26 protein-coding genes and 1 riboswitch are annotated in these 26,033 nt (G+C 47.6%); of the genes, 18 read left to right on the top strand and 8 right to left on the bottom strand.

Going from position 1 to position 26,033, the window contains the following annotated elements; all coding sequences use genetic code 11:
- Window positions 1–152: 152 nt before the first annotated feature.
- Together ABID13_RS00675 and ABID13_RS00670 are read left to right on the top strand one after the other, a co-directional pair.
- A complete protein-coding gene (locus ABID13_RS00675) occupies window positions 153–1,184 on the top strand; it encodes a uroporphyrinogen decarboxylase family protein (RefSeq protein ID WP_045093320.1) in 1,032 nt (343 codons plus the stop codon).
- Window positions 1,185–1,219: 35 nt separating this feature from the next.
- Window positions 1,220–2,458: an SLC13 family permease gene (locus ABID13_RS00670; protein WP_045093319.1), complete on the top strand. Its 1,239-nt coding sequence runs from the start codon at window positions 1,220–1,222 to the stop codon at window positions 2,456–2,458.
- A 220-nt stretch (window positions 2,459–2,678) separates the two neighbouring features.
- Here ABID13_RS00670 and ABID13_RS00665 read toward each other — a convergent pair whose 3' ends face one another.
- Complete coding sequence (locus ABID13_RS00665) at window positions 2,679–3,143, bottom strand: TspO/MBR family protein (protein ID WP_048930649.1); 465 nt, start codon at window positions 3,141–3,143, stop codon at window positions 2,679–2,681.
- Between the two features lie 92 nt (window positions 3,144–3,235).
- On the opposite strand from ABID13_RS00665, the gene ABID13_RS00660 reads away from it, so the two are divergent.
- Window positions 3,236–3,517 carry a DUF503 domain-containing protein gene (locus ABID13_RS00660; protein WP_048930650.1) on the top strand — a complete coding sequence of 94 codons (282 nt, stop codon included), beginning with the start codon at window positions 3,236–3,238 and terminating at the stop codon, window positions 3,515–3,517.
- Window positions 3,518–3,533: 16 nt separating this feature from the next.
- Entirely contained in the window at window positions 3,534–4,073 is a 540-nt protein-coding gene (locus ABID13_RS00655) for an RNA 2'-phosphotransferase (protein WP_045093316.1), read from the top strand.
- Window positions 4,074–4,154: 81 nt separating this feature from the next.
- Here ABID13_RS00655 and ABID13_RS00650 read toward each other — a convergent pair whose 3' ends face one another.
- The 4 genes from ABID13_RS00650 to ABID13_RS00635 all read right to left on the bottom strand — a co-directional run bounded on the left by ABID13_RS00650 (window position 4,155) and on the right by ABID13_RS00635 (window position 7,309).
- Window positions 4,155–4,331 (bottom strand): (2Fe-2S)-binding protein, encoded by a 177-nt coding sequence (locus ABID13_RS00650; protein WP_007863857.1) that lies wholly within the window; start codon window positions 4,329–4,331, stop codon window positions 4,155–4,157.
- Window positions 4,332–4,428: 97 nt separating this feature from the next.
- Entirely contained in the window at window positions 4,429–4,779 is a 351-nt protein-coding gene (locus tag ABID13_RS00645; RefSeq protein ID WP_007863858.1) for a cupin domain-containing protein, read from the bottom strand.
- 20 nt (window positions 4,780–4,799) lie between these two features.
- The gene (gene lsrK / locus ABID13_RS00640; RefSeq protein WP_048930651.1) at window positions 4,800–6,365 is read right to left on the bottom strand and encodes an autoinducer-2 kinase; all 1,566 of its coding nucleotides are present in this window, start codon (window positions 6,363–6,365) and stop codon (window positions 4,800–4,802) included.
- 29 nt (window positions 6,366–6,394) lie between these two features.
- A complete protein-coding gene (locus tag ABID13_RS00635; protein ID WP_007863861.1) occupies window positions 6,395–7,309 on the bottom strand; it encodes a sugar-binding transcriptional regulator in 915 nt (304 codons plus the stop codon).
- A gap of 365 nt (window positions 7,310–7,674) precedes the next feature.
- Between ABID13_RS00635 and ABID13_RS00630 the strand changes: the two genes are divergently transcribed.
- From ABID13_RS00630 to lsrF, 5 genes are all read left to right on the top strand, one after another.
- Complete coding sequence (locus ABID13_RS00630) at window positions 7,675–9,198, top strand: sugar ABC transporter ATP-binding protein (RefSeq protein ID WP_007863866.1); 1,524 nt, start codon at window positions 7,675–7,677, stop codon at window positions 9,196–9,198.
- A gap of 16 nt (window positions 9,199–9,214) precedes the next feature.
- Window positions 9,215–10,234 (top strand): ABC transporter permease, encoded by a 1,020-nt coding sequence (locus tag ABID13_RS00625; RefSeq protein WP_007863868.1) that lies wholly within the window; start codon window positions 9,215–9,217, stop codon window positions 10,232–10,234.
- The gene (locus tag ABID13_RS00620) at window positions 10,231–11,220 is read left to right on the top strand and encodes an ABC transporter permease (protein ID WP_007863869.1); all 990 of its coding nucleotides are present in this window, start codon (window positions 10,231–10,233) and stop codon (window positions 11,218–11,220) included. Before ABID13_RS00625 ends, ABID13_RS00620 begins: the two co-directional genes overlap by 4 nt.
- Before the next feature lie 112 nt (window positions 11,221–11,332).
- Window positions 11,333–12,517: a substrate-binding domain-containing protein gene (locus tag ABID13_RS00615; protein WP_048930652.1), complete on the top strand. Its 1,185-nt coding sequence runs from the start codon at window positions 11,333–11,335 to the stop codon at window positions 12,515–12,517.
- Window positions 12,518–12,579: 62 nt separating this feature from the next.
- On the top strand, window positions 12,580–13,458 hold the full coding sequence (gene lsrF / locus ABID13_RS00610; protein WP_045093312.1) for a 3-hydroxy-5-phosphonooxypentane-2,4-dione thiolase: 879 nt from the start codon (window positions 12,580–12,582) through the stop codon (window positions 13,456–13,458).
- A gap of 303 nt (window positions 13,459–13,761) precedes the next feature.
- Here lsrF and ABID13_RS00605 read toward each other — a convergent pair whose 3' ends face one another.
- Entirely contained in the window at window positions 13,762–14,310 is a 549-nt protein-coding gene (locus ABID13_RS00605) for a ferritin-like domain-containing protein (protein ID WP_007863875.1), read from the bottom strand.
- 287 nt (window positions 14,311–14,597) lie between these two features.
- Here ABID13_RS00605 and ABID13_RS28615 point away from each other — a divergent pair, with 287 nt between their 5' ends.
- The 9 genes from ABID13_RS28615 to ABID13_RS00555 all read left to right on the top strand — a co-directional run bounded on the left by ABID13_RS28615 (window position 14,598) and on the right by ABID13_RS00555 (window position 24,043).
- Window positions 14,598–15,014, top strand: coding sequence for a peptidoglycan-binding protein (locus tag ABID13_RS28615; RefSeq protein WP_416387858.1), 417 nt, complete (start codon window positions 14,598–14,600; stop codon window positions 15,012–15,014).
- A 145-nt stretch (window positions 15,015–15,159) separates the two neighbouring features.
- A riboswitch (purine riboswitch) is annotated at window positions 15,160–15,256 on the top strand.
- Window positions 15,257–15,396: 140 nt separating this feature from the next.
- Entirely contained in the window at window positions 15,397–16,830 is a 1,434-nt protein-coding gene (locus ABID13_RS00590; RefSeq protein ID WP_207740175.1) for a solute carrier family 23 protein, read from the top strand.
- A 126-nt stretch (window positions 16,831–16,956) separates the two neighbouring features.
- On the top strand, window positions 16,957–17,643 hold the full coding sequence (locus tag ABID13_RS00585; RefSeq protein ID WP_048930693.1) for a response regulator transcription factor: 687 nt from the start codon (window positions 16,957–16,959) through the stop codon (window positions 17,641–17,643).
- Window positions 17,644–17,651: 8 nt separating this feature from the next.
- A complete protein-coding gene (locus ABID13_RS00580; RefSeq protein ID WP_048930653.1) occupies window positions 17,652–18,689 on the top strand; it encodes a sensor histidine kinase in 1,038 nt (345 codons plus the stop codon).
- Between the two features lie 73 nt (window positions 18,690–18,762).
- A complete protein-coding gene (locus ABID13_RS00575; protein ID WP_045093307.1) occupies window positions 18,763–19,446 on the top strand; it encodes an ABC transporter ATP-binding protein in 684 nt (227 codons plus the stop codon).
- Complete coding sequence (locus ABID13_RS00570) at window positions 19,443–21,266, top strand: ABC transporter permease (RefSeq protein WP_048930654.1); 1,824 nt, start codon at window positions 19,443–19,445, stop codon at window positions 21,264–21,266. The genes ABID13_RS00575 and ABID13_RS00570 overlap by 4 nt, the downstream gene beginning before the upstream one ends.
- 89 nt (window positions 21,267–21,355) lie before the next feature.
- Window positions 21,356–22,087: a hypothetical protein gene (locus ABID13_RS00565; RefSeq protein ID WP_048930655.1), complete on the top strand. Its 732-nt coding sequence runs from the start codon at window positions 21,356–21,358 to the stop codon at window positions 22,085–22,087.
- A 278-nt stretch (window positions 22,088–22,365) separates the two neighbouring features.
- Entirely contained in the window at window positions 22,366–22,848 is a 483-nt protein-coding gene (locus ABID13_RS00560) for a deoxycytidylate deaminase (RefSeq protein WP_007863901.1), read from the top strand.
- A 124-nt stretch (window positions 22,849–22,972) separates the two neighbouring features.
- Window positions 22,973–24,043: a 5'-3' exonuclease gene (locus ABID13_RS00555; protein WP_007863902.1), complete on the top strand. Its 1,071-nt coding sequence runs from the start codon at window positions 22,973–22,975 to the stop codon at window positions 24,041–24,043.
- Between the two features lie 21 nt (window positions 24,044–24,064).
- Here ABID13_RS00555 and ABID13_RS00550 read toward each other — a convergent pair whose 3' ends face one another.
- On the bottom strand, window positions 24,065–24,340 hold the full coding sequence (locus ABID13_RS00550) for a GNAT family N-acetyltransferase (protein WP_007863903.1): 276 nt from the start codon (window positions 24,338–24,340) through the stop codon (window positions 24,065–24,067).
- A gap of 136 nt (window positions 24,341–24,476) precedes the next feature.
- Complete coding sequence (locus ABID13_RS00545; RefSeq protein WP_048930656.1) at window positions 24,477–25,946, bottom strand: GntR family transcriptional regulator; 1,470 nt, start codon at window positions 25,944–25,946, stop codon at window positions 24,477–24,479.
- Between the last annotated feature and the right edge of the window lie 87 nt (window positions 25,947–26,033).

Genomic DNA, 26,033 nt, shown 5'->3' with positions numbered 1-26,033 from the left:
TGTTGCCTTTTTTTGATATCTAATTTTTAGATACAATATATCTAATTTTTGTGATTCTAATTCGACAAAAATAGTGATATTATCTAATAGTAAATAAACAATCAACGCGGGTTTATTTGTGATATTAAAATTTTATGAAAGGGGGAAAGGGCATGTGGTCTAAAAAAGAAAGGCTGGAGGCAGTTTTAAACGGAGAGAAGGCGGATCGTGTTCCGGTATCTGCATGGAGACATTTTTTAGAAGATGAACATAGCGGAGCTGAAAGATTTGCAAATAAAATGCTTGAATTTCAGAATACATATGACTGGGACTATATCAAACTTCAACCCAGAGCTTCTTCTTTTTGCGAAGCATGGGGGCAGAAATACTCCTATGACGATTACATGGGATCGGTTGTTGCGCCATGTATAGACCCGTTGCTTCATGGGGATGAGAACCTTGGAAAAGAATTAGAAAAAATTGTTGAGCTGACAGGAAGTGAGGATGTTTTTCTTGAGCAGATAGACGCAGTGAAACAAGTGATCGCTGGGTCTGAAGGCACTCCTGTTTTCCATACGATTTTTTGTCCGGGCGCGGTGTTTGAAATGTTTTTTGGACAAATTGCTTCCGGAAGATATCGGCCCACATCCAAGGAAGGCTTAGTGAGGGCGATTCAAGATTATCCGCAGCTTACCGATCAGGCCATGAGAAACATTACCGTTTCTTTGGCAAAATACGGGGAGAAACTGGTTAAAACAGGGCTCTACGGTATTTTTTATAGTTCGGCGGCACTGGCAAGAACTGGTTATCTTACAAAGGAAGAATGGGAGCGTTACGTCAGGAAATACGATCTTATGCTGATCGATGCTTTGAAACCTGCGAAGATATGGGTTCATACCTGCGGAATTAATTCAAATCCTGAGTACTTTACCGACTATCCAATCGATATCCTTCACTGGGCGGAATCCGCAACAGGAAATGTAAAATTGGACAGCGCTAAGAACTGGATTGGAAGGATTACGCCAATGGGCGGCTGTGATGAACGGCTGTTCGGCCAAAATAAAGCATTAGAAATAAGCGCAATGGCCCATAATGCCATTGAAAGAATGAAAGATCAGCCGTTTATTCTGGGGCCTGATTGCTCCATCTCAGTCAACACGCAAGAGGATGAACTTAAGGCATTCCGCGCGTCTGTTGAGGACTGATCGAATCATTAAGACAGTAAGAGGAGGGTTATGTTATGTCTGTACAAGCAACTATCACCTGTGTGATTTTTGTTATCACCATATTACTTTTAGTTTTTAAACCAATCCCCATTATTATTACAGGAGCAATCATTCCTACCGCTCTTGCACTTTTTGGGATTATTAAGGCAGATACAGCCTTTGCTGATTTCACCAATTCCACATCCATTTTCATGATCTGTTTCTGCATCATTGGTTCTGCTTTCTTTAAAACAGGGCTTGCGGATTTTCTCGGTACAAAGATCATCGGAGTTCTGGGAAAGAATGAAAAAGGATTGCTGGCAGGAACAGGTATCGTGGCCGGCGGACTTTCTGCATTCTTAAACGATACAGGCTCCACAGCATGTATGATGCCAATCGTCAGCTCCATGGCTGAGAAGGCTGGCGTTAAGAGATCCAGACTGTTACTTGCGCTTTCCTACTTTGCTTCTCTGGGCGGATGTATCACTCTTGCAGGTACCACCCCTCACATTGTTGCAAATGGTATTTTGAAGGATAATGGACTTCCCGAGTTTGCCTTTTTTGAATATGCAAAAATTGGTGTTCCGTTATTGATCGTTGGTATCTTATACATGATGTTTATCGGCGTTAGACTGCTTCCTGACAGAGACATCGATGTCAATGTGGACGGAACAAAAGATTACAACCTGAAGAAGATGCCTTACTGTGCAGCTATTTTCGTATTTACAATCCTTGCAATGGCAACCGGCGTTATTCCGATCATGCTGGCAGGCGTTATCGGTTCCGTGCTTGTTGTTTTAACAGGATGTATCACCATGGATGAGGCTATTAAGGCAATCCCGATCTCTTCCGTATTCCTTGTGGGAGGCGTTTTCCCAATTAGTAAGGCACTTGTCAGCACTGGAGCAGCTGAATTCTTCGTAACCCAGTTATCACCTGTTCTTGCAGGCTTTTCTCCAATCGCACTGCTTGGCGGTATTGCAGCCCTTCAGCTGCTGATCACTCAGTTCCTGATGAACTCTTCTGCAACTGTACTGGTTCTTCCAATTGCCCTTATGCTTTGCCAGGCAGCTGGTATCAATCCTCTTGCAGGCGCAATGCTTGTTAGTATCTGTGCATCTGGTGTGTTCGCATCCCCATTTGGTGCCGGAAACAACCTGATCGTTATGGAAGCTGGTGGATACAATATTCAGGACTTTATAAAATGCGGTTTCCCGTTAGTAGTCCTCTTTGGTATTGTTACAACTGTTCTCTGTGCGGTATTCTATCTGTAATTCATATTTGTGCGGTATTTGAATAATATCATAACGGATCATACTATGGACAGCAGGCTCATTGGAGCCTGCTGTTCTGCATATTGATAGTTGGCGGATTTTGTAGTATTCTTTAGGCAAAGCCTGTTTATAATTTTAAGGCGGGAGGAGATTAAAGCTCCCCACCTTAAGATCATAGGATCTAAGCGGGGAGCATGGCAAGACGGTGCTGTAAAAAGTATTAATTCAATATTAATATGGATAAATTTAAGTAGGCGGCAAATATACACCATAGGAAATAGGGGATCTGTAAATAAGCAGCCAAAGGACTAACAATATAAAAATGCTTTATCATAATGGCTATTATATAGATTAAGGCTATGAGCCAAATAAAGGCAAACAGGTAAACTTTAAAATGAAAGAAGATTATGCTCCAGAAAAAATTAAAAAACAGCTGAATGCCATAAAGTAAAAATGCGTTTGTCTTATTGGGACGGCTTGAAGAATAGATGATATATGATGAAAATCCCATTAGGATGTAAAGTATGGTCCAAATGACAGGAAAGACAAATCCGGGAGGGCTTAAGGCTGGTTTGTTTAATGCGGCGTATGTTGACATATTTCCGCCTATTAACGCAGAGACGGCACCAACAGCCAGGGGGATAAGGATTGATATGATAAAAGCACTTTTATTTTGGATTTTCATACAATGGCATACCTCTTGCTTGTATTTAGCTAATTATATGCACCGGGGCCGTGGCTTATGAATTATGTTTTTGATGAACGAGGTGTAATCATATGATGATTCTGACAATAACGATAAAATTACATGCTCCTTGGGTGCATTCGTTAAAAGAGAAGCGGATGGTAGTAAAAAGTCTGCTGGCAAAACTGCAAAACAAATTTAATGTATCAGTGGCGGAACTTGATGAACAAGATATCCATCAGATCATTGTTTTGGGATTAGCTGGTATTGTTGCAAATAATGCCCAGGCAGACAGCGTTTCCGAGGCAATACAACATTTTGTGGATTCCAACACGGAAGCGGAGCTATTGGAGTTTGATCGTGGAATACGTTAACTAAAGGAGAACGTTCATGAAAAGTAATGACCGATTAAGTGTATTTATAAGTCTGGTGCTTCGTCATCAACCGGATGCCGCAGGTATAACTTTGGACGAACATGGCTGGGCAGATGTAAATGAGCTGATCCATGGCATCAATGGGACGGGCAGATTTATTGATCTGGATCTGCTGGAAAAGATTGTTCGGGAAGACAAAAAGAATCGGTATGGATTCGATGAAGGACATACGCGGATCAGAGCAAATCAGGGGCACAGCATTGCTGTGGACGTGGAGCTGAAAAAGATGCTTCCCCCGGATGTATTGTATCACGGAACAGCCACCCGATTCATGGAGAGCATAAAGACAAAGGGTTTAAAACCCATGAGCCGTTTATATGTTCATCTCTCAAAGGATTATGATACGGCCTTGAAAGTCGGAAAGCGCCATGGGGAGCCTGTGGTGATCAAAGTGGATGCAGCCGGAATGTGCCGGGATGGGGCTGATTTCTACTTGTCGGAGAATGGGGTTTGGCTTACAAAATATGTTGATCCCGGATACCTTTCTATTAATTAGATCCTGCGCTTAGTAGTTTCTGGAAGATAAATGCCCCCATGGAATTAATGGCAATTCCATGGGGGCACGGTCAAAGATGAATTATTCTGCCAACTCGTCAATGATCGCCTGGATATCATCAAGGCATCCGCCGCATGCGGTGCCGGCTCCTGTTGCTTCCTGTACATCTTCCAGGGTTTTGGCCCCTGCAGCAATGGCATCTTTGATCATGCCGCGGGTAACATCATTGCAAAAGCAAACGGTTTCATTGGGATCCATAAGACACACCTCCTAATAATGGTAGTATGTGCGGTTTGGATATGAATATGTATTGAAAGCAGGCTATATGTGAGCTTTCAGCAAAGAACACCCATTACTAGAATTTATAATCATCTATCTCCACTTTATCCGCTTCCTGGAACGGAGCCAGGGTGGAGATCATTTTCACGGTCTGCCCGTATGGATTGAAACAGTAGTGGACTTCCAACGGTTCGATGTGGATCAAGTCTCCCTGTTTTAAATGGTGCACGGTCCCGTCCACCACAATGTTGATCTCTCCTTCGAGTATAAAGAAGTCTTCCTCCATGATGTTGTGGTAATGTGCCTTGAAATCCTGGCCTGGCTGGAACTGGACTACAGCAAAATTCATTCTGGGACCTTTCATCAGGTACTTGGGGCCGCTGTCCCCGAAACGATATTCTTTTTCACTTTCATTTATAATAAACATTTTCTACTATTCCTCCTGTTTTATAATCCCGGGGCAGCCCACATACTTCTGGTCAGATCCTGGTTGCACAGATTCAGCTGAGCCTTATAAATTCTGCGCCATTGTTCATATATTTCACAGTAGAGCTGATGATTGGCGGAATCCGGAACATAGGTGGTATCCCATTGCACCAGTTTTTCTGCTGCTTTTGACATGTCTTTATAGATGCCGGTCCCATAGCCTGCCAAAATCGCTGCACCCAGGGCGGTTGCTTCTTTGACCACCGGAACCTTTACCGGAAGTCCAAGAACATCGGATAAAATCTGGCACCACAACGGGCTCTTGGAAGCGCCTCCGGCAAAAATGATCTCCTCAGGCTGGTTCCCGGTTGCCTCGCGCACCAGGTCCAGATGGCCCTTGGTTACCATGGCTGTATTTTCCAGGATAGCGCGGTAGAAGGTATACTTTGAAAAACGTACCGGATCCAGCTCGAAGTTGGTAAAGGTTGGCGAGGCGTGCTTCCAGTTGATGAAGTTCATCACATCGGAGAATGCACACATCATACCGTAGGAGCCTGCAGGAATGTCCTTGGCGTACTCATTCATCACATCATATGGGTCCGTGCCCTTCAGCTTCGCAAGCTCTTTTTCCGCCTGGCAGAAGCCGTCCCGGAACCAGCGCATCACGAGTCCGGGTTTAAATGCCAGGGCTTCGTACTGCCATACATCCGGCACCGCATGGCAGTTGACCCGGACTCTGCATTCCTTGTCTGTTCTGCCGTCCGCTGTATTATATTCATACTGCCAGAAACTTCCGCCGAACACAGCCGCCTGGTTTGGCCTGACAACCCCTACGCCGATACAGCCCAGCTGTGCATCGCCGCCTCCTACGATCACAGGTGTTCCTTGGGCCAGCCCGGTCTGTTCCCCGCACTGTGCAGTCACGGTTCCGGCCCTGGAGCCGCATTCCCTTACTTCAGGGAACATATCGGTGCGCAGTCCGCAGCGTCTGGCAATGGAGGGATCCCAGGATCTCTTTTTAAGGCTGAATAGTCCGGTGGTAGAACCGTTGCTTGGCTCCACGGCCAGGATTCCGGTCATCTTATGGATCAGCCAGTCGTTAAACATTCCCACATATGCAATTTTTTCATAGACATCCGGCATCTTATTCCTGACCCATAACAGGCGGGGGAGGGCGTCCAGGGCGTAGGTCTGTCCGGATTCCATATATAATTCCTGTTCCAGTCCGGGATATGCCTTCTTTAGCTGGCTGACCTCATCCGTGCTTCTTGCATCCACATTGGCGCAGGCCCAAATTTCGTGTTCGTCCTTATCATAGAGTACAATACCCTCCCTCATGCAGGTGGTGGAGATTGCTGCAATGTCAGCCGGGGAAATGCCGGACTGTTCCAACACACCCCTGATGCATCCGCAGGTCAGCTTCCAGTTGTATTCCCAGTCAAAATCCATGCTGCCCGGGTATCTGGGATCTTCCCTGTGATCCCATTCCTGCTGTACACATGAGGTCTGGTTGCCCGCTAAGTCAAACAGGACGGCCCGGACGCTCCCCGTTCCGGCATCGACTGTAAGAAAATAATTCTTTGACATATGTAAACTCCTCCTTTACATTATCTTTTTCAGCTTAAATCAATCAGCTGCATGGCTGTTTCTTCATCTGTAATCAGTACATCCAGATATCCGCCCTTTAACGCTGCGCGGATGGCCTCCACCTTCTGAGGGCCGCCCGAAATCCCAATGACATTATTCAGACTTTTTAATGTCTCCAGAGGCGTGCTGAAAAGACGCTCTTCCACATCACTGTGAATCGGCTTTCCGTCTTTATCAATAAAGTGGGTCAGAATGTCGCCCACTGCCCCCTGCATGGAGAGATATAGGAAATCATTCTGATTTAAAATTCCGTTGGAAATGATAGTGGCATCATCGTTCATGGCTCCGATGCCGATCACTGTCATGGTTGCCAGGCGGACCATTCTTGCAATCTCTTCAATGGGAGGCTCGTTACGCATGGCTTTGCACATCTCCTTGGAAGAGACGAGAAGCGGCGCCGGATAGAGATAGAGCTTGGCATTGAAAATGTTGGAACGGATATTGGGCAGATAATAGCTGACTCCTCCTGTGAGGGACACCACGGAAATGGGCGACTCCGCAATGGTGGCCAAGTGGTTTAATACCCTGCTGGGGGTGTCTCCGTAGCCCATATTGATAAACATGTTTTCTGTCAGACGGTCCCCTATATACATAGCGGCTGCCTGAGCAATGGTTTCATTCAGATTGGAACCGCTTGGCGGAGTGGGAACCACAAAGATGTCCTTTAAATTCCATTGGGTGATCAGCTTCTGCTCGATCATCAGCTGCTGGCTCCGTTCCGGTGAAATTTTAAATTGAATCACACCTGTCTGTTTCGCCTTTTCCAATAGTTTGATGACTTTCATGCGGGATATGCCCAGTTTTTCTGAAATTTTCTGCTGAGTCATGTTTTCTATATAATAGTACCAAGCTGTTTTGACAATCAAGGAATCTTCGTAATCCATATCTGCCGTACGCACCTCCGATTTTTGTGTCGGTAGAAACAAATGTTTGACAATCAATAAAATGTTTCACCCTGTGATTAGTATATCAGAGCCAAATATGAATGTCAATATGAAATAGTATAGGAAATGTACATAAAATAGGAACAATAATCCACAAAAACATAATAATTGGCCAATATAAGAATGGATGGAGGTAAAAAATAAAGAAAAATATGCTTAAATAGAAGGGGCAAAACAGTGGGGGCAAGGGTTAAAATGCTTAAAACCCCTTGACAAACTTATATGGTTCCCGTATACTACAAGTGTTACAAATGTTTTGACTATAAACAAAAATATCAATAACAGGTGCGCTAAGGAGGATAAACATGAGTCAAGCAGAGACATGTGATTCTAAGGAAGTGCTGCTTTCTGTCCGTGGCGTCTTTAAGACATTTGGTTTGAATGCAGTATTAAAAGGAATTGATCTGGATGTCGGCAAGGGCGAGGTGCTGGCTTTGATAGGAGGAAACGGTGCCGGAAAGAGCACCCTGATGAAGATCATCATGGGTATTTATCAGCCGGATGGGGGAGAACTGGTCATCGCAGATGAAAAGATCCATTCATTCAAGCCTTCGGTGATATTGGCCAAGGGCGTTTATATGGTACCTCAGGAACCTATGCTTTTTCCTAACATGACAGTGGAAGAGAACGTCCTCATTGGATTTAAGGAAAAGACAGGGACCTTGAGAAAGCGGCTGCTACAGATTATGGATGATATCGGATGGCACCTGGACCTGAACAGAAAGGCCATGAGTCTTTCCATAGCAGAACAGCAGCTGGTGGAGCTGCTGCGCGGACTTTTGAGGAATGCCAGGGTGCTGATCCTGGATGAACCTACCAGCGCGCTTACATTTGACGAAGTTGAGAGCCTCTTCAAGATCGTGGAAGATCTGAAGCAGAAGGGCATCGGAATTGTTTACATAACACACCGTCTGGCAGAAGTGTTTCAGATCGCCACCCATGTGGCAATTATGAGGGACGGAATTATCACATTAAAAGGGCGCGTATCGGACTTCACCAGGGAAATGCTGGTAAAGGGACTCCTTCCTCCCAATATGGATGTGGCGGATCTCAAAGATGGGAAAGGGGAGGAGAAAACCCTTAATTATGAGGGACTGAAGCCGGTGTTTGAGCTTCAGGGCTACACCGGCTATGGTTTTGAGGATGTAAACCTTAAGGTGTACCCGGGTGAGGTGCTGGGAGTGGCCGGGGTTGTTGGCGCCGGACGTACGGAGCTTGCCACAACCATATTTGGAAGAGACAAGGTTTTAAGAGGAAAGGCGATTCTGGATGGCAGGGATATAACAGGATGCTCCACCGCACAAGTTCTGGAGGCGGGAATCAACTATGTGCCTGAGGACCGAAGACTCAACGGACTATTCGCCATCAGCGATGTGGCTGCCAACACCACATCTTCCTTATTAAGAGATAAGAAGATGGGAGGATTCTTTCTGAACAAAAAAGCCGAGAAGGAAGTGGCCGGCCGATATATTGACGACTTCCGCATCAAGGTTACGGGGCAGGATCAGACAGCAGGAAGCCTTTCGGGAGGAAACCAGCAGAAGATCATTATCGGCCGTTCCCTTTCAACCAATCCCAAGCTGGTGATCCTGGATGAACCCACCCGTGGTATTGACGCGGCGGCGCGAGGAGATGTGTATTCCATTATTCATGAACTGAAGGCCCGGGGTGTGGCGATTATGCTTATCTCCTCCGATATGGAAGAAATCGTGGAGCTTTCGGACCGGGCGGTGGTCGTATTTTCCGGGCGGATCAAGGGCGAACTGACCAGGGCGGAAATCAGCCAGGCCAGCCTGATGGCGGCATCCTTTGGCGTGACAGAAGAATGAAAGCAGGTGGAGAGACATGAATCAATTGAAGAAAATAATGAAAACCCATGAAATGAGCAGTTTTTTATTTCTGGCAGCATTGATATTCATTGTAGGCTGTGTAAATCCAAGCTTCTGGCAGCCCACATCGATCCTGAACTGCTTTAATGACAGTGTGGTGTTTACTTTGCTGGCGGTGGGAAGCGCCTTTGTTATCCTGACAGGTGAGATCGATGTTTCGGTGGGCGCGACTCTGGGCATGTCGGCGGCAGTGGGAGCAACGCTGCTGAGGGACGGCTCCAACTGGGCCGTGGCCATTCTGGCAGCGCTGGCTATCGGAGCAATCATTGGATTTGTCAACGGGTTCGGAGTGTCGGTGCTTCAGATTCCATCCCTTATATTTACCCTTGGCGTCAATGGTGTTGTCCGCGGCCTGATTTACGTATTTACAAAAGGAGCATGGGTGGAAAACCTTCCCGCCGAATATACAAGGATGTCCAATACCCTGATCGCGGGACAGCTCACCACCTTTTATGCGGTGGCAATCCTGGTAGTGATCGCGGGGCATATGATTCTGACGCAGACTAAAAAGGGCAAGTATTTTATCGCGGTAGGGGATAACGCGGCAGGAGCAACCCTTGTTGGTATCCCTGCATCCCAGACGAAAATCACAGCATACATAGTAAGCGGAGTTTTTGCGGCAGCGGCCGGCATGATCTACACATCGCGTATCGGCTTCATTACGCCCACCGCGGGCAACAGCTACGAGATGAAAGCCATTGCGGCATGTGTTCTTGGAGGGATCAGCCTGACAGGAGGCCAGGGCAGCCTGATCGGCGCGTCCATCGGCGCAATCATTATGTCTTCTATCAGCAGGATCCTTGTATTCCTGGGGTTTTCTTCTGACTATGACAATACCATTACCGGAATTCTTCTCATTACGATCGTGGTGATCAATACAGTGACACAGAACAGGGCCATCCTGAAGAACCGGCACCAGATTCTGTCTGCGAGGACAGCGATGGGCGCTGATAAAAAAGGAGGAGTTCAGTCATGAAAAAGGCGTTAAAAAGCTGGGAGACCGTCCTGATCTGTATTCTGGCCCTGGAGTTCATAATATTCGCAACAGCCAACAGTAAATTTCTGATGCCCCGTGTACTGTTCGGAAGCATCAATGATATGATATCCATCTGTATCATTTCCTTATTTGTTACCTTTGTCATGATTACTGGAGGAATTGATATTCAGGCTGGTTCCATTGTAGGACTGACCTCCATTGTTCTCGGTGTATCCTGGCAGGACTGGGGACTTAATATCTGGGTTGCGGCAGGGCTGGGAATCATAGTTGCAGCGCTGTGCGGTGCTCTGTCCGGATATTTTGTGGCTTACTGCGGCGTACAGCCCATGGTGGTCACACTGGGCGGAAGCTTCCTGTTTTCTGGTCTTGCGCTGCTGGTATCCAATTTGTCGGCCACTGAAAGCTATAAGGGGATCAACGGGTTTCCCGACAGCTTTATCAGGATTACCAAGTTTAAGTTGTTTGGGGTCATACCCAACCAGGTGCTGATTTTTCTGGTGCTGGCAGTTATTGCCTACATCCTTTTGCATAAGACGAAATACGGACGACAGATTTTCTTAATTGGCGTAAACCAAAATGCGGCGGAGTATTCCGGCATCAACAGCAGGCTGGTGATCATGAGCACCTATGTGTTGTCGGCCATGAGCGCGGCGGTGGCAGGTATTGTCCTCACCTCCTATCTGGGCACTGCCAAAAGTGATATCGGAGCAACCCTGACCATGCCTATCATTACAGCCGTGGTGCTGGGAGGAACCTTGAGCACCGGGGGCAAGGGAAGTGTTCTGGGAACTGCATTGGCAGCGGTTGTGATCGGAGTATTAAGATTCGGGCTCCCTCTCTGCTTCAAGGTAAGCCAGCAGTACCTGGATATTCCCGTTGGACTGATTCTTCTGGTGGTGGTGGTTGGCCGCTCTCTGGTCAATAACCAGAAGGTGATCGCCATGTTCCGCAGGAAGAAATTGTAACAGCGCGGACAGCGCATCTTCTTTGATACGAAGAGAAGTATTATGGGAACGGAATTTCCCTGAAAATACGATAACAATCACAATTATAAATAATTTAAGGAGGAACAATGTTATGAAGAAAAAATGGTTATCAGTGGTTCTTGCAGGAGCAATGACAGTTTCACTGGCAGGCTGCGGCGGCGGTACTGCTGCCACGGCAGCGGCGCCCGCAACAGAGGCAAAGACAGAAGCGGCAGGGAGCAAGACGGAGGAGGCTCAAGCGGAAGACGGCAAGACAGAGGCGGCAGCTCCCGAAGCAGGCGCAGATGTTGCAGGCAAGACGGTTGCCTTTGTTCCAAAACTGACAGGAAACGCATTCTTTGAGTCCGCCAACAACGGTGCACAGGAGTATTCCAAGGGTTGGGGCTTTACCGTTGACTACCAGGGCAGCGCCAATGCAGCGGTTGCAGACCAGGTTAACGTGATCAACAACGCAGTTGCCAGCGGCGTGGATGCGATCTGTATTTCATCCGTTGACGCAACCGGACTGGACTCCGCGCTGACAGAGGCAAAAGAGGCCGGCGTTACCGTTGTTACATGGGATTCGGATGTTTCCGATACAGCACGTACCCTTATGGTCAGCCAGGGAACACCGGATCTGTTAGGTAAAATGCTGGTTGATATGGGTGCTGATTCCCTGACCAACCGCGGCAAAGATACTAAAAATGATACCATCAAATATTGCTGGCATTATTCACAGGCAACGGTTGCCGATCAGAATTCCTGGCAGGTAGCAGGCGAGGCCTATATCAAAGAAAACTTCCCGAACTGGGAAAATGTAGCTCCTGACAATTATTATTCAGAGCAGGATGCAGAGAAGGCGGTTTCCATCGGCGCATCCATTCTGGAAGCACACTCTGACATTGACCTGATCATATGCAATGACTCCACCGCCCTTCCGGGACAGTGCAAGGCAGCTCAGAACAAGGGACTGACCAAGGAAGATGTTACAATAACAGGCTTTGCATCACCTATGTCCATTAAGGATTACTGTGCAGCCGGCGTGATCGAGCAGTGGGGACTGTGGGACTGCGGCGTACAGGGCGCAATGGGCTGCTACCTTGCAGCTTACCTTGCAGCAGGCAATGAAGTACATGTAGGCGACAAGATTAATATTCCTGACATCGGTGAGGTAGAAGTTATGCCAAATGACAGCCTGGTTGAGGGCGCATCTACCGCAGAGGTAAATAACGGTGTTGTATTGCTGCCGGAACGCACTGTATTTAACGCAGATAATATGAATGATTATAACTTCTAAGTTAAAAATGAATCAAAATTGTATGAACTTATAGGAGAAGAATTGGAAGGAGATTTCTGGTTATGGCTGATTTGGAAGGTGTAAAGGTTGCAAAGGATTACCACGTGGATGTACCCTTTGCAAATAACGATGGCTTCTATGTTAAGGGAGCAAACAACCTGGATTGGGGAATGAAAAAACATTTGTCCAATATTTTTAATCCCAAAAGCGGGAACACGGTTATGTTTGCCTTTGACCATGGATACTTTATGGGGTCAACTGCCGGACTGGAGCGTCTGGATCTGGTGATTCCTAAGCTGATTCCCTATGTGGATGTACTTATGGGGACCAGAGGCGCTCTGCGCTCATGCGTGACACCGGCGTGCGGCAAGGGCATTGCCCTTCGTTCCACCTCCGGCTCCTCTATGCTGAACGATGACCTGTCCCATGAAATTTTGGCGGTTGATATTGAGGACGCGATCCGTATGAATGCAGACTGTATGGCGATCCAGACCTTCATCGGCGCCGATGGACAGCTGTCCAGTATTGAGAACCTCTCAAAGGCGATCAATCTGGGAATGAGATACAGTATCCCTACCATGGGCGTTGTGGCCGTGGGTAAACAGATGGAGCGCACGGACCGCTTCTTCAAGCTGGCGACCAGGATTGTTGCTGAAATGGGAGCCAACATCATTAAAACCTATTACTGTGAAAACTTTGAAGAAGTTGTAGCGGCATGCCCTGTTCCCATCGTAGTGGCAGGAGGCAAGAAGCTTCCGGAGAAGGAAGCCCTGACCCTGGCTTACAATGCAATCAGCGGCGGAGCACACGGCGTGGACATGGGAAGAAACATTTTCCAGAGCGCCCACTCCCTGGAGATGGCGGCAGCAATCGGAAAGATTGTGCATGAAGGATTTACGGATAAAGAAGCATACGAATTTTTTGAGGATGCAATCCACTAGAAGTGTATTTGGAACGTACTTTCTGGCAGATGTGCGGAAGAATTGATTCAGAAAGAACTGATTCAGAAAGGCAGGCTGTGTTTTTTGCCTGCCTTTAATTTATAATTTAATTTATAATTGAATGCTTTACTTAACAGCCTAATTTCTTTAATTCATTTGTAAATGCAGATAATTGCAGTGGTCTAAGCGTTAAAATCGTATTTTGCGGAGTTTCCATACCAGGCTGCAACTCCGCAAAATTCTTACGGCCGGTATAACAGAAATGTTCAATGACTTCTAATATGGATTGCCTTAGGAATCCTGTTAACAGATGGGCTGCTCAGGTATTTGAGATAAAAAATCACTGAATATTTTGTGATGCAGTTTCTCATCAAGGGACAGCCTTGCAAGCATTTTGGAAACATGGGGATCGTTGATTTCTTTTGCCTGGGCTGCGTATGCCTGGGCTGCGAACTGCTCTGATTCAGCATTTTTTGACAGCAAAGTCCGAAGGTCACAGTCATAGTCCACCATGTTGCCGCACCAGTACGAGCCAGGTTCCAGAGAACGGCATTCCGGCCGGCCGCCGAGAAGAGCGATGAGCTGCCCGATGATCGTAAAATGATGCTGTTCCACCACGGCAATGCGCTGGATCACGCGCCGGATGGTCCTGTAGTCATTGCTCAGGGTCCAGGACTGGTACAGATACTGGTGTACGGTCGTCATTTCGCTGGCGGCAGAGGCAAGGTCCGGCGTGAGGATCTCTGCATATTGTAAGTTCTTTTTTGCAACGGCAACCGGGGGATACCAATTGGAATGTATAACTGGAAAAGAATCCGGATTTGCGAGGATACTGTATTGGATACGATTCATGGAACATCCTCCTGAAAAGGGCAGGTTAGGTGATTTAATAAACTTTATGAGAAAGGATGATAGGATAGAACTGTTTTTATAGAGGTTCTCACCCAAGGGAGAAGCCTTCCCCATCAAGATATAGTCGTAATATCGACTATAAAAATACTCCAAACACATGGTTACATATTTTGACAATTTCGCTATAATTATGCTATATACAGTAACTTGTTTTAAAATATTAAAAAAAGGGGCGGGAGAATATGAGGAATATAAGAAACAAAATCATTGCAATGGGCCTGGGGATCATGGTGGCCGGAACATCGGTAAGTTACATCAATACATACTCGGTCATCACCGCAGAAGCGCACTCGGGAAGGACTGATTCCAACGGAGGCCATAAGGATAATAAAAATAAGAGCGGCTTAGGCTCCTATCATTACCATTGCGGAGGACATCCCGCACATTTACATACGGGCGGCGTATGCCCTTACGCCTCTGATTCCGCCGCTGCATCGGGCGCTAAGTCGGCTTCCTCATCGGACAAGGAGCTTGTGAAAAAGGTGCAGCAGGCCCTCAATGACAAAGGGTATGACTGTGGAGAAGCTGACGGCATAGCGGGCACAAAGACAAAGGAGGCCGTCCAATCCTTTCAGGAGGACAATGGACTCACCGTTGACGGAGTGATCGGTGATCAGGTAAAAGAAGCATTGGGGATTGAGTGATAAAAGAAGGTAATCCGGCGTAATTCCTTCTGAAAATCATAAAAAAACGCAAAAAATATACAATGTGCACAAAAAATAAAGTGATTTATTGATAAAAAGGCAAATGGACTAAAAATCTTTTAGGATATATAATTATTTTTGTATTAAAAAATAATGCTATTCACTATGTATATCCTGAGAATTGGCTCAGAGTTTCTACCAACTACCGTAAAGAGTTGACTACATGGCTTTTGTAGTTGACTCTTTTTTTGGTAATCAGGTATTTATTGGTGGAGGGGAGTGGAAACGAAAAGCCAATGAGATTCCGGCTACAAGGCAGGGATAGCGGCGTTGGACTGTTGATACGCTCAGAAGGTTGATACGTTCAGATAGAAAAAATGATATGGAGGACATAGTAGTGAAACAAAAGGCAGACTTTGCAGACAGGTTTTTCGGAATATCTCAAAGCCGTTCAAGCATTAAAACGGAGGTTCTTGCAGGAATCACAACGTTCATAACCATTGCCTACATTCTGATTTTGAATCCGCAGATCTTATCTGACCCGTACGTGATCATGGGGGATCCGGTCATGGCGGAGAAAATTGCAAATGGTGTATTTATCGGAACATGTATCGGGGCGTTTATCGGAACCGTGCTCTGCGCACTGTACGCAAAAGTTCCCTTTGCCCAGGCCCCGGGCATGGGACTGAATGCATTCTTTGCATATACGGTTGTGTTGGGAATGGGATATACATATGGGCAGGCCCTTGTTATTGTATTTCTTTCAGGTATTTTCTTTATTGTGATCACAGCGATCGGCCTGAGGGAGGCGATCATCAGATCCATTCCCGATGCGGTCAAGATGGCGATCACACCTGGGATCGGATTGTTTATCACCATTATCGGACTGAAGAATGCGGGTATTATTATTTCAAACCCGGCCACCCTTGTCAGTCTGGTGGATTTTTCACAGTGGAAGCTGGAGGGAGCGGATATGATGCTCATCAACGGCGCCCTGACTGCCCTGATCGGACTGATCATAATGGGGATCCTGCATGCGAGAAAGGTGAAAGGCTCCATTCTTTTAGGAATTGTAGCCGCCACGCTGATTGGAATACCTCTTGGTATCACCCACCTCTCAAACCTGGATATGAACATCGGGGTGAAATTCAGGGATTTTGCAGAGGTTTCCTTTATGAGAATGGACTTCGCGGGCTTATTTGCAGGAACCAATTTTATGGAAACCGTATTTACAGTGACTATGCTGGTTATCAGTTTTTCACTGGTGAATATGTTTGATTCCATCGGAACTTTGCTGGGAGCCGCCCGGCAGTCCGGAATGATCGATGAAAACGGTGAAGTCATCAGGATGAAACAGGCCCTGATGTCAGATGCTGTCTCCACCCTGGCAGGCGCTATGGTTGGAACCTCTACCGTGACGACCGTGGTGGAGTCCAGTGCGGGAATTGCAGTGGGAGGAAGAACCGGGCTCACAAGCCTTGTGACAGCGTTTATGTTCCTGGGATCCATCCTTTTTGTTCCCATTGTCAGCATTGTCCCGGCAGCGGCAACCGCGCCCGCCCTGATCTTTGTCGGCATTCTGATGCTGGGTAATATCAGGGAAGTGGACTTCAGTGAGATGAGCAATGCCCTTCCGGCATTCTGCACTATCGTATTCATGCCATTTACCTACTCCATTGCAAACGGTGTGGCATTCGGCCTGATCACTTACTGCCTGATGAAGCTTATGACCGGCAGGAAGCAGGATGTAAAAGCCCTGACGCTGGTGATATCTGTGGTATTTGTGGTCAGATACGCATTTATGACATTGGGCTAATCAATTGTTATCGGGAACTGGCATAGCTGCGGTTATGCCAGTTTTTCTTGTTTTCTTGTACTCTTCCAATGAATGGACTATAATGGGATGATCGGAAGTGCATGCATGTTAAGGACGGTGAAAAGAATGAGGCGTATTTTTTTTGTTGAAGATGATTTGAGTTTAATAAGCGGTTTGTCCTTTGCCATCAGAAAACAGGGGTATGAGATTGATGTTGCCCGGACAAAATTAGAAGCAGAAACGCTGTGGATGAATGGAACGTATGATCTGGTCATTCTGGATGTATCCCTGCCTGATGGCTCCGGCTATGATCTATGCAGGAAGATCCGCCAGACCTCCAAAGTACCGGTCATTTTCCTGACAGCGGCGGACGAAGAGACAGATATCATCATGGGGCTTGATATAGGCGGTGATGACTACATTACAAAGCCTTTTAAGCTGGCGGTGTTCCTTTCACGGGTCAATGCGCTTCTTCGCAGAAGTGATAATTTCAACCAGGCCGATACGGAACTAAGCTCCAATGGCATCAAGATACAGCTGCTAAAGCGGGAGGTCTATAAAAGCGGAGTGATGATCGATCTGACGGCCGGCGAGTACAAACTGCTGTGCCTGTTTATGGAAAATCCGAATATCGTCCTTTTGCCGGAGCAGATCTTGGGCAGACTTTGGGACTGTGATGAAAACTATATAGACAGCAGTGCGCTGACGGTCTATATCCGCAGGTTACGCACAAAAATCGAGGATGACCCAGGCAATCCGCAAAAGATCGTGACGGTCCGCCGTGTGGGCTATAAATGGAATGCTGAGGATTGAGGAGAGCCATGAAAATATTCACAGATCGAAAAATCAAGCATCTTTTTTGTATGGTGTTTCTGTCCGCCGCGGGATCCGTTCTGCTTTCCGCTGTCCTGATCGGTCTGAAGGTGGAATATGCGGAGCTGTATGTACTGGGATTGTCTGTCTGCATGGAAAGCTTTGTTCTTGCCGCCATGTACCTGTATTTTAGGAACCGGCATAAGATCATGGAAAAAGCGATCGCGCAGATCAAAGAATATATTGGGGGAGATGAGGATGCCCGGATCCACTGTGATGACGAGGGCGAGCTGTACCGATTGTTTCATGAAGTCAATTCTCTGGTGTCCATCCTGAACGCCCATGCCGAGAATGAGGAACGAGGGAAAAGGTTTATGAAAGATACCATATCCGACATATCCCACCAACTCAAGACACCTCTGACCGCCCTGAATATCTATAACGGGATCATGCGGGAAGATGCAGAGGATGCGCCGGCCATCAGGGAGTTTGCCGCCCTTTCGGAACAGGAGCTTGACCGGATAGAGACACTTGTGCAGAATCTTTTGAAGATCACAAAGCTGGACGCGGGGACGATCACTTTGGAAAAGACAGTTGAAAATGTGTCCGACATGATGGCAAGTATTGAACGGCATTTTGCTTTTCAGGCCGGACAGGAAGGAAAAACACTGTCTTTTTTTGGAGATGATATGGTTGTACTGCTGTGCGACCGTAACTGGCTCACAGAGGCGGTCGGTAATATTGTGAAAAATGCCCTGGACCACACCAAGGCAGGAAATTCTGTTTCTGTTGAGTGGAGAAGCTTTGCGTCAATGGTCCAGATTGTTGTGAAAGACAATGGCAGCGGCATCCACCCGGAGGACATACATTATATCTTCAAACGGTTTTACCGCAGCCGTTTTTCAAAAGATACGCAGGGGGTGGGACTTGGGCTTCCCCTTGCAAAGGCAATTGTGGAAGCGCACAGGGGAACCATCGAGGTGGACAGTGTGTTGGGCGCCGGCACGGTTTTTACCATCAATTTTTTGATTCCTACAAAATTGTAGGCTGTGTGTCATCCGGCAGTAATGTTGATGTGGTACTCTTTCCTGATCAAGGAAGAAAGAGGTGTTAGACTTTATGGATCTGTTAGAAGTACAGAATGTTTCAAAAACCTATGGAAGGGGGGAAGCTGCTGTACATGCATTGAAGCAAGCGGCTTTCTCTGTCCCAAAGGGTGAATTCGTTGCCATTGTCGGAGAGTCCGGTTCAGGGAAAAGCACGCTGCTGAACATGATAGGCGCGCTTGATACGCCTACTTCAGGCAAGGTGTTGATTGATGGCAGGGACATTTTCTCCATGAAAGACAGCAGCTTGACTGTTTTCCGCCGCAGGAATATAGGCTTCATCTTTCAAAACTTTAATCTGATCCCGGAATTGACCGTGGAGCAGAATATCATCTTTCCTGTCCTGCTTGATTATGAGAAACCTAACAAGAAGTATTTGGAAGAACTGCTTGCTGTATTGAATTTAAAAGAGCGCCGCCATCATTTGCCCAGCCAGCTATCCGGCGGCCAGCAGCAGCGCGTTGCGATCGGGCGGGCTTTGATCACACGGCCGGCGCTCATCCTCGCTGATGAGCCTACCGGCAATCTTGACTCCCAAAACACCAGCGAGGTGATCACTCTGCTCAAGGAAGCCTCAAGAAAATATGAGCAGACCATAGTTATGATCACTCACAGCAGGAGCATTGCACAGACAGCGGACCGGATCCTGCAGGTGTCCGATGGGGTGGTGTCCGACTTGGGGAGGTGCCGCGAATGAAAAGTTACCTTAGCCTGATCCCGATATCAGCCAAAGTACACAGGCGGCAGAACCGTATGACCCTGCTGTGTATTATTTTTTCCGTGTTTATGGTAACGGCTGTGTTCAGTATGGCCGAGATGGGGGCCAGGATGGAGCAGGAAAGACTGCTGGAAAAACATGGTAGTCTGCCGGTTCAAAATTTGTTTAACAGCGCAATGGGACAATCCCTTTTGTTGATTGCCGCGGTTTTATTTCTGCTGGTATTGATCGCCGGAGCTTTAATGATCTCCAGCAGTATGAACAGCAGCGTGGCCCAAAGAACACAGTTTTTTGGTATGATGCGCTGCATCGGAATGAGTAAACAGCAGATTTATCGTTTTATCAGGCTGGAGGCTCTCAATTGGTGTAAAACCGCGGTCCCCATTGGTCTTTTACTTGGAACGTTTGCCTCATGGGTCCTGTGTGCCGTCCTGCGTTTTATTGTGGGTGAGGAATTTTCTCATATACCCTTGTTTCGGTTCAGCATTGTTGGTTTGATCAGCGGTATTGTGGTGGGCGTTGTCACTGTATTGCTTGCTGCAGGATCACCGGCAAAAAGAGCGGCAAACGTATCGCCTGTGACGGCAGCTTCCGGTCATTGGGAAAATGCGCGGACAGGAGCGCAGGCGGTACGCTGTGCGGTTGATTTCCGTTTTCTTAAAATCGAAACAGCCCTGGGCATTCATCATGGGGTATCGGCAAAGAAAAACCTGTTTCTGATGACGGGGTCCTTTGCCCTTACCATTATCCTTTTTCTCAGTTTTTCCGTATTGATCAACTTTGTAAACTACGTGATGCCGCAATCGGCCAGCACCTCTGACGTGGATATTTCAAGCAGTGACGGTTCCAACTCAATCCCAGGCGGACTGGTCCGCACCATCAGCGGTATGAAGGGGGTAAAATATGTCTATGGCCGTCAAAGCTGCCTTGGGGTCCCTGCAGAAGTAATGGGCGATACCACGGTTTACGGTGCGGTTGATATCATTTCCTTTGATGATTTCGATTTAGACTGCCTTAAAAAGGACCGTGCGTTAACACGGGGCAGCAGCCTTTCAAAGGTTTATGGAAACAGCGGTCATGTCCTGGCAGCCTGGGATCAGAACAGTCCCTTGAGGATTGGCGACAGGATTCTGGTGGCTGGCAGTGAACTGGAAATCGCCGGTCTGCTGAAATATGACCCCTTTAGCAGTGACGGCCTTACTAACGGCAAGATTACACTGATCACCTCCAGGGATACGTTTACCCGCCTGACGGATGTGGAGGATTACTCCCTGATTATGATCCAGACAACAGGTGATGCGACCGATGAGGACATCAAGGCGCTGGGGCGGGCGGCAGGCGGTGGGTATGTATTTAACGATAAGCGCGATGAACGCACCACCGGCACATATTTTGCTTTTGTATCCTGCGTATATGGATTTTTGGGAATCATCACCCTGGTTACCCTGTTGAATATTGTAAACAGCATTTCCATGAGCGTATCCGCAAGGATCAAGCAATACGGCGCCATGCGGGCAGTGGGGATGGACCGGCGCCAGATCACCCGGATGATCGCTGCTGAAGCTTTTACCTATGCTTTCTGGGGCTGCGCCGCCGGCTGTGCGGTGGGAGTGCCCTGCAGTAAGCTGCTGTTCGATCAACTTATTGCCAGCCATTTCAGCTATGCTGTTTGGCGGTTCCCCGTTGTCAATTTGGCGGTCATACTTGTGTTTGTACTCTTGGCAGCGGCCATAGCAGCTTATGCTCCGGCGAAAAGAATAGGAGATCTGTCCGTAACCGAAACCATCAATGAACTGTAAAAAAGCTTCTCTTGGATTAAAAACAGTAAACTTTTCAGGCTATGGTACGATAATGAATAAGAGTACTCATAAAGAACAGGAGGATTAAGATGAGAGTTAACCTTACGATGCAGCAGCCTGGACATTCTGTTATCAATACCGCCCGGATCAATGCCTCTGTTGCCAGGAATCATCCGGATGGCGGTAGAGCTAAGGCGGGGCATATGAAAAAGGACCGGGTGAACCTTTCGCCCCAGGGCAAGCTGATGAGTATGATCGAGAATCTGAGGAAGCAAAAGGAGGCGGTCATAAAGAACAGGAATGACCTTGTGGAATCCACGCTTAAAAACGGAGGAAAGGTGGAGGACATTAAAGAGCAGCTGAAATATTATGGAAAGCAGCTGGAGCAGATCGACCATCAGATTTCCGATGCATATGCAAGCCAGGCAAAGCAGGCCGTGGAACAGGACGATCAAAAGAAGCCGGGGAGAGATGATGGACACAAAACCCGGCAGCAGCGGGACGCGGAGCATATGAGCAGGCTTGCGGGGGCATCGGCGGACTTAAAACATGCTGAAAAGATCGCAGCGGCACAGGACAAGGAAGGGGATGCACGGGTGCAGGAAGCTGAGATACACATGGGCGGGATACACATTGACAAGCTGGAAAGCAAGGGAATGGGAACCGGTGCAAATGTTGGCGATATGATTGAAAATGAGAACCGTTCACTGGAGGCAAAGCGGAAACGGGCCGGCCGTCTGTGGGACAGTGCCATGGATCTTCAGGAAAGCCAGGGGGATAAGCTGAAGGAAGCCAGAGAACAGATAGACGAGAAACCCTAAAAAAGAGGGGAGCCGCCAGTAATGATCCCGGCGGCATGAGTATGAAAGGTATATATAAAAAGGTTTGTGCCTTGTACATGTTCTATATTACTGGAAAAGTATGACAAAAGTTTGTCCGTGGAATAAAAGATACATAAAAACAATTAAGACTTTCTTACAGATTCCTGGGTTATAATTAGTTGATAGTTCCGTATTTTTGATATAAGATATTAGTTAAATGATGTGTACTCTCGGAGACTCCGAGAGTACATTGAACTTATGGGGAGGGAACAGATACCATGGTACAGCCCAATGGAATACAGAGAATTTCAAAGACAGACACATATCTGAATGTGGCTGAGACATTTGCCTACAGGAGCACCTGTATTAAACGAAAATACGGAGCCGTGATTGTTAAGGATGATGTGGTAGTCTCCACGGGCTACAACGGTTCGCCCCGAGGGTATGACAACTGCTGTGACACAGGGAAATGTCCCAGGATCGAACTGGGAATGCACCAGGGAGAGGGATATGGGATCTGCCGTGCGGTCCATGCGGAGCAGAATGCGCTGTTAAACTGCTCAAGGGAACAGACCATGGGTGCTGACCTTTATCTGGCAGGGGTCAATCCCATGGACAATTCCGTGCACAGGGCCAAACCATGTCCTTTATGTGCAAGGATGATCATTCAGGCGGGGATCCGCAATGTGATCATGAGGATGGGAGCCCGGGCGGATGAGTATGTTGTGGTGCCCGCAGGTGAACTGACCTGGCATTGTTGAATCCAGGCCGGGGACTCAGGCCGGGGATTCAGGCCGGGGATCCGGCCCGGAATTTTTTGCATTGACGGTGGGGCGGGCAAAAGATATACTGGACTGTGACTAAAATGAAAGCGATGGAATGAATATGTCAGAGAGAAAATTTGTGATCGTTGACGGCTCCTCCCTGTTGTCAACCTGTTATTATGCTGTTTTGCCAAGGGAAATCATGTTTGCAAAGACCGAGGAGGAGAGGCAGAAACACTACGATAAAATACTCCATTCAGAGAACGGTACGTATACCAATGGGATTTTCGGCGTGCTGAAGGCCACAGCCTCCCTGCTAAAAAAACAGGCGCCGGACCACATTGCCTTTGTGTTTGATAAAACAAGGGATACATTTCGCAGGAAGCTGTACCCGGACTATAAGGGGACCAGGTCCGCTACGCCGGAACCGCTGAAACAGCAGTTTGTACTCCTTGAACAAATCCTGGAGGATGCAGGGTTTCGGGTCTTATATGACAGTCAGTTTGAGGCGGATGATTATGCAGGCAGTCTGGTGATGAAATTCAGGGATCAGATCCCCATGGTGGTGATGACAAAAGACCACGATTACCTTCAGCTTGTCAGTGACGAGCACAATGTAAGAGCCTGGATGGTCCAGTCCAAACAGGAAAAAGCAGATGAATTGTACAATAAATATTATGCTCCCTACGGCCTGGATAAAAGGAGCGTCAACCTGCCGGAAAAAACCTTTGAGTTCACAGCAGAGCACGTATTTGCGGAGGAAGGGGTATGGCCCTGCCAGATAACCGACTTAAAGGGGATCCAGGGGGACACCTCAGATAATATCCCGGGAGTCAAGGGGGTGGCAAGCGCTGCGCCGATCCTTTTGAACGAATACAAAAGTGTGGAGGATCTCTATGAGGCCATTCATGATGTAAAGGAGGATAAGACAGCTTTAAAAGAACTGCAGGACTTCTGGAAAAATGGTCTTGGGATCAGCCGTTCCCCGTACAAGGCCCTGACAAAGACCGAAGAGGGCGAGGTGTGCGGGGAAGCGGCTGCCATGCTCTCCAAACAGCTGGCCACGATTAAGACTGATATCCAGATCGGCCTCTCCCTGGACGACTTCTCTGTTTCATATTATGATGAGTCAAAGATGAGGGAATGGTGCAGCCGTCTGGATATCAAGGAAGAATCTGTTTTTGGAAAGTGACATCAGGTTGATGTCAGGTGATCAGCCCTTCACCACTGAGCTGTATTCAGGATGCTTTTCAAACCACTTCACGGCATAGGAGCAAGTCAGAACCGCTTTTTTATCGGTTTCCCGAAGCTGTTTTGCAGCTGCTTCCATCAGTTTGCCGGCAACCCCCTGTCCTCTCAGAGAGTCATCCACAAAGGTGTGGTCGATATTGACCGTATCCGTATCCACGTCCGGGAATGATACCTCGGCAAGAATGGCGCCATTGTCTCCTGGCAGCATGATCCTATTCTTCTCATAAATAAAGTCCATATGAAACCTCCTGTGTTTTTATATGATGGTAATGAGAGATACATTATAGCATGCGGCCGTATCCTCATCAAGCCCTATCGGCAATGTCAGCCTACAGTAATATCCCAGTAATGTCTCCGCTCATCAATGTCCGGGATCAGTAAGTTCCGGGATGGGGCGTTGCCAGGACGGCAGCCTCCGGAAGGCCGCAGCCTGTGAGAAAATTGCGGACAAATTCCAGCATATGGCAGTAGCATTGGGAAAGCTGGTCCGCAAACCGTTCCTTTTCACCAAAAGCCAGACAGCGGAATGCCTTCATGCTTTTCTGGTATAATGCGTCTGCTGCGTTCAGCCCCTCGCTGTAAAAGGAATAGTAATAACCCCAGTGGAGCATTTCTTTGACCTCTGTAAGGATTACCTTGTAGGGCTGTAGGGGAAGATGGTCTATGATACACTGCACCAGCAGGTCCAGGGGAATGACGTTGTTTTTTTTCATATCCTGTTTCAGGCGCTCAATGCTGGCGCTGTCAATGAAATCAAATGCCAGAACGGCGGCAGGGTACACTGCGATGGCCATGAACTGAAGTCCGCTGAGATACAGCAGTGTGTCCTTTTTAAAGACCTTGTTCTTCATGCACTGCAGTGTGGCGTCATCGTTAAAAAGGGTCACCTGGGTACCCCTGACATTGTAGGTTTGGCAGAAACCGGTCTTGTTGAGCACGGCAAGGGCTTTCCGTATGGTGGACACAGAGACCTGGTATTCCTCAGCCAGTGCCGCCTCCGGTGGAAGAAAGGAACGGTCCTTGTAATAGCCTGTCCCGATCTTATCGATCAGATCGCGGGTAATCTGCATATAGTAATGGTCCCTTCCCTGTTCCGCGCTCCAGGTGTAGTAATCGGGATCATCCATTATGGGAACCGTCATGTGGGAGGACAGGTCATCCAGATACTGTCTGACCGCGCTTGTGATGGAACGATACATACCGGTAAAACAGCGATGGATCTCCCTTGGATGTTTTCTGTTCACAGCATCCATCATCCACATGGGATCTTTGTAATCCTTATAAGCGGACGCAAAGAACTCAGACTGGGTGCAGTCCAGGAAAAACGGTACCCGAGCACAGATTTCAAGGCTTGTGAAAATATCCCTGAACAGCAGGTTATCAGATGCGTCCAGCAGGCTGTGGAGGGCAACGGATGAGGCTTTCCAGCGGATCCGCAGGGATTTTCTGCTGCTTTTCTTTAATTGCTGGAAACAGTGCTCCAGCGTCTCTGCGCCGCACACTTGGGCGGAAAAGGAAAAAAGGCAGGGCATCAGCAGGGTCATGGTTTCATAGACCTGAAGGATCGAGGTCTTTTTCTCCATGACAGTTTGTATGGCCGCCTCATTTAACGCACCGGTACAGGGACGGTATATAACTACGGAAGGCCTTCTCTCCTCGGTCCGGATCAGGCCCTCATCCTTCAGATCCTTTAATACATCCTTTGCTGTCCTGATCCCCACGTGATAGATATCGCACAACTGGTTAAGGGAAGGGAGGGTATCCCCATAACCCAGGTAACCGGTCAGGATCTGTTCGCGCAGGCATTGGTACAGGTATTCGTATAATGTTCTTTTTTTCTCCATTAACAAATCCTCCAAATGTCTCTAATGCACTCTCGGAAAATCAGCCGCAGGAATGGGGGCCAGGACTCCGGGAATACACTCTATTAT

This window comes from Enterocloster citroniae, from assembly GCF_040545455.1.
GTDB lineage: Bacteria > Bacillota > Clostridia > Lachnospirales > Lachnospiraceae > Enterocloster > Enterocloster citroniae.
Note: the sequence above shows the minus strand (reverse complement) of the source record. Positions and strands in the feature narration are given on the sequence as shown.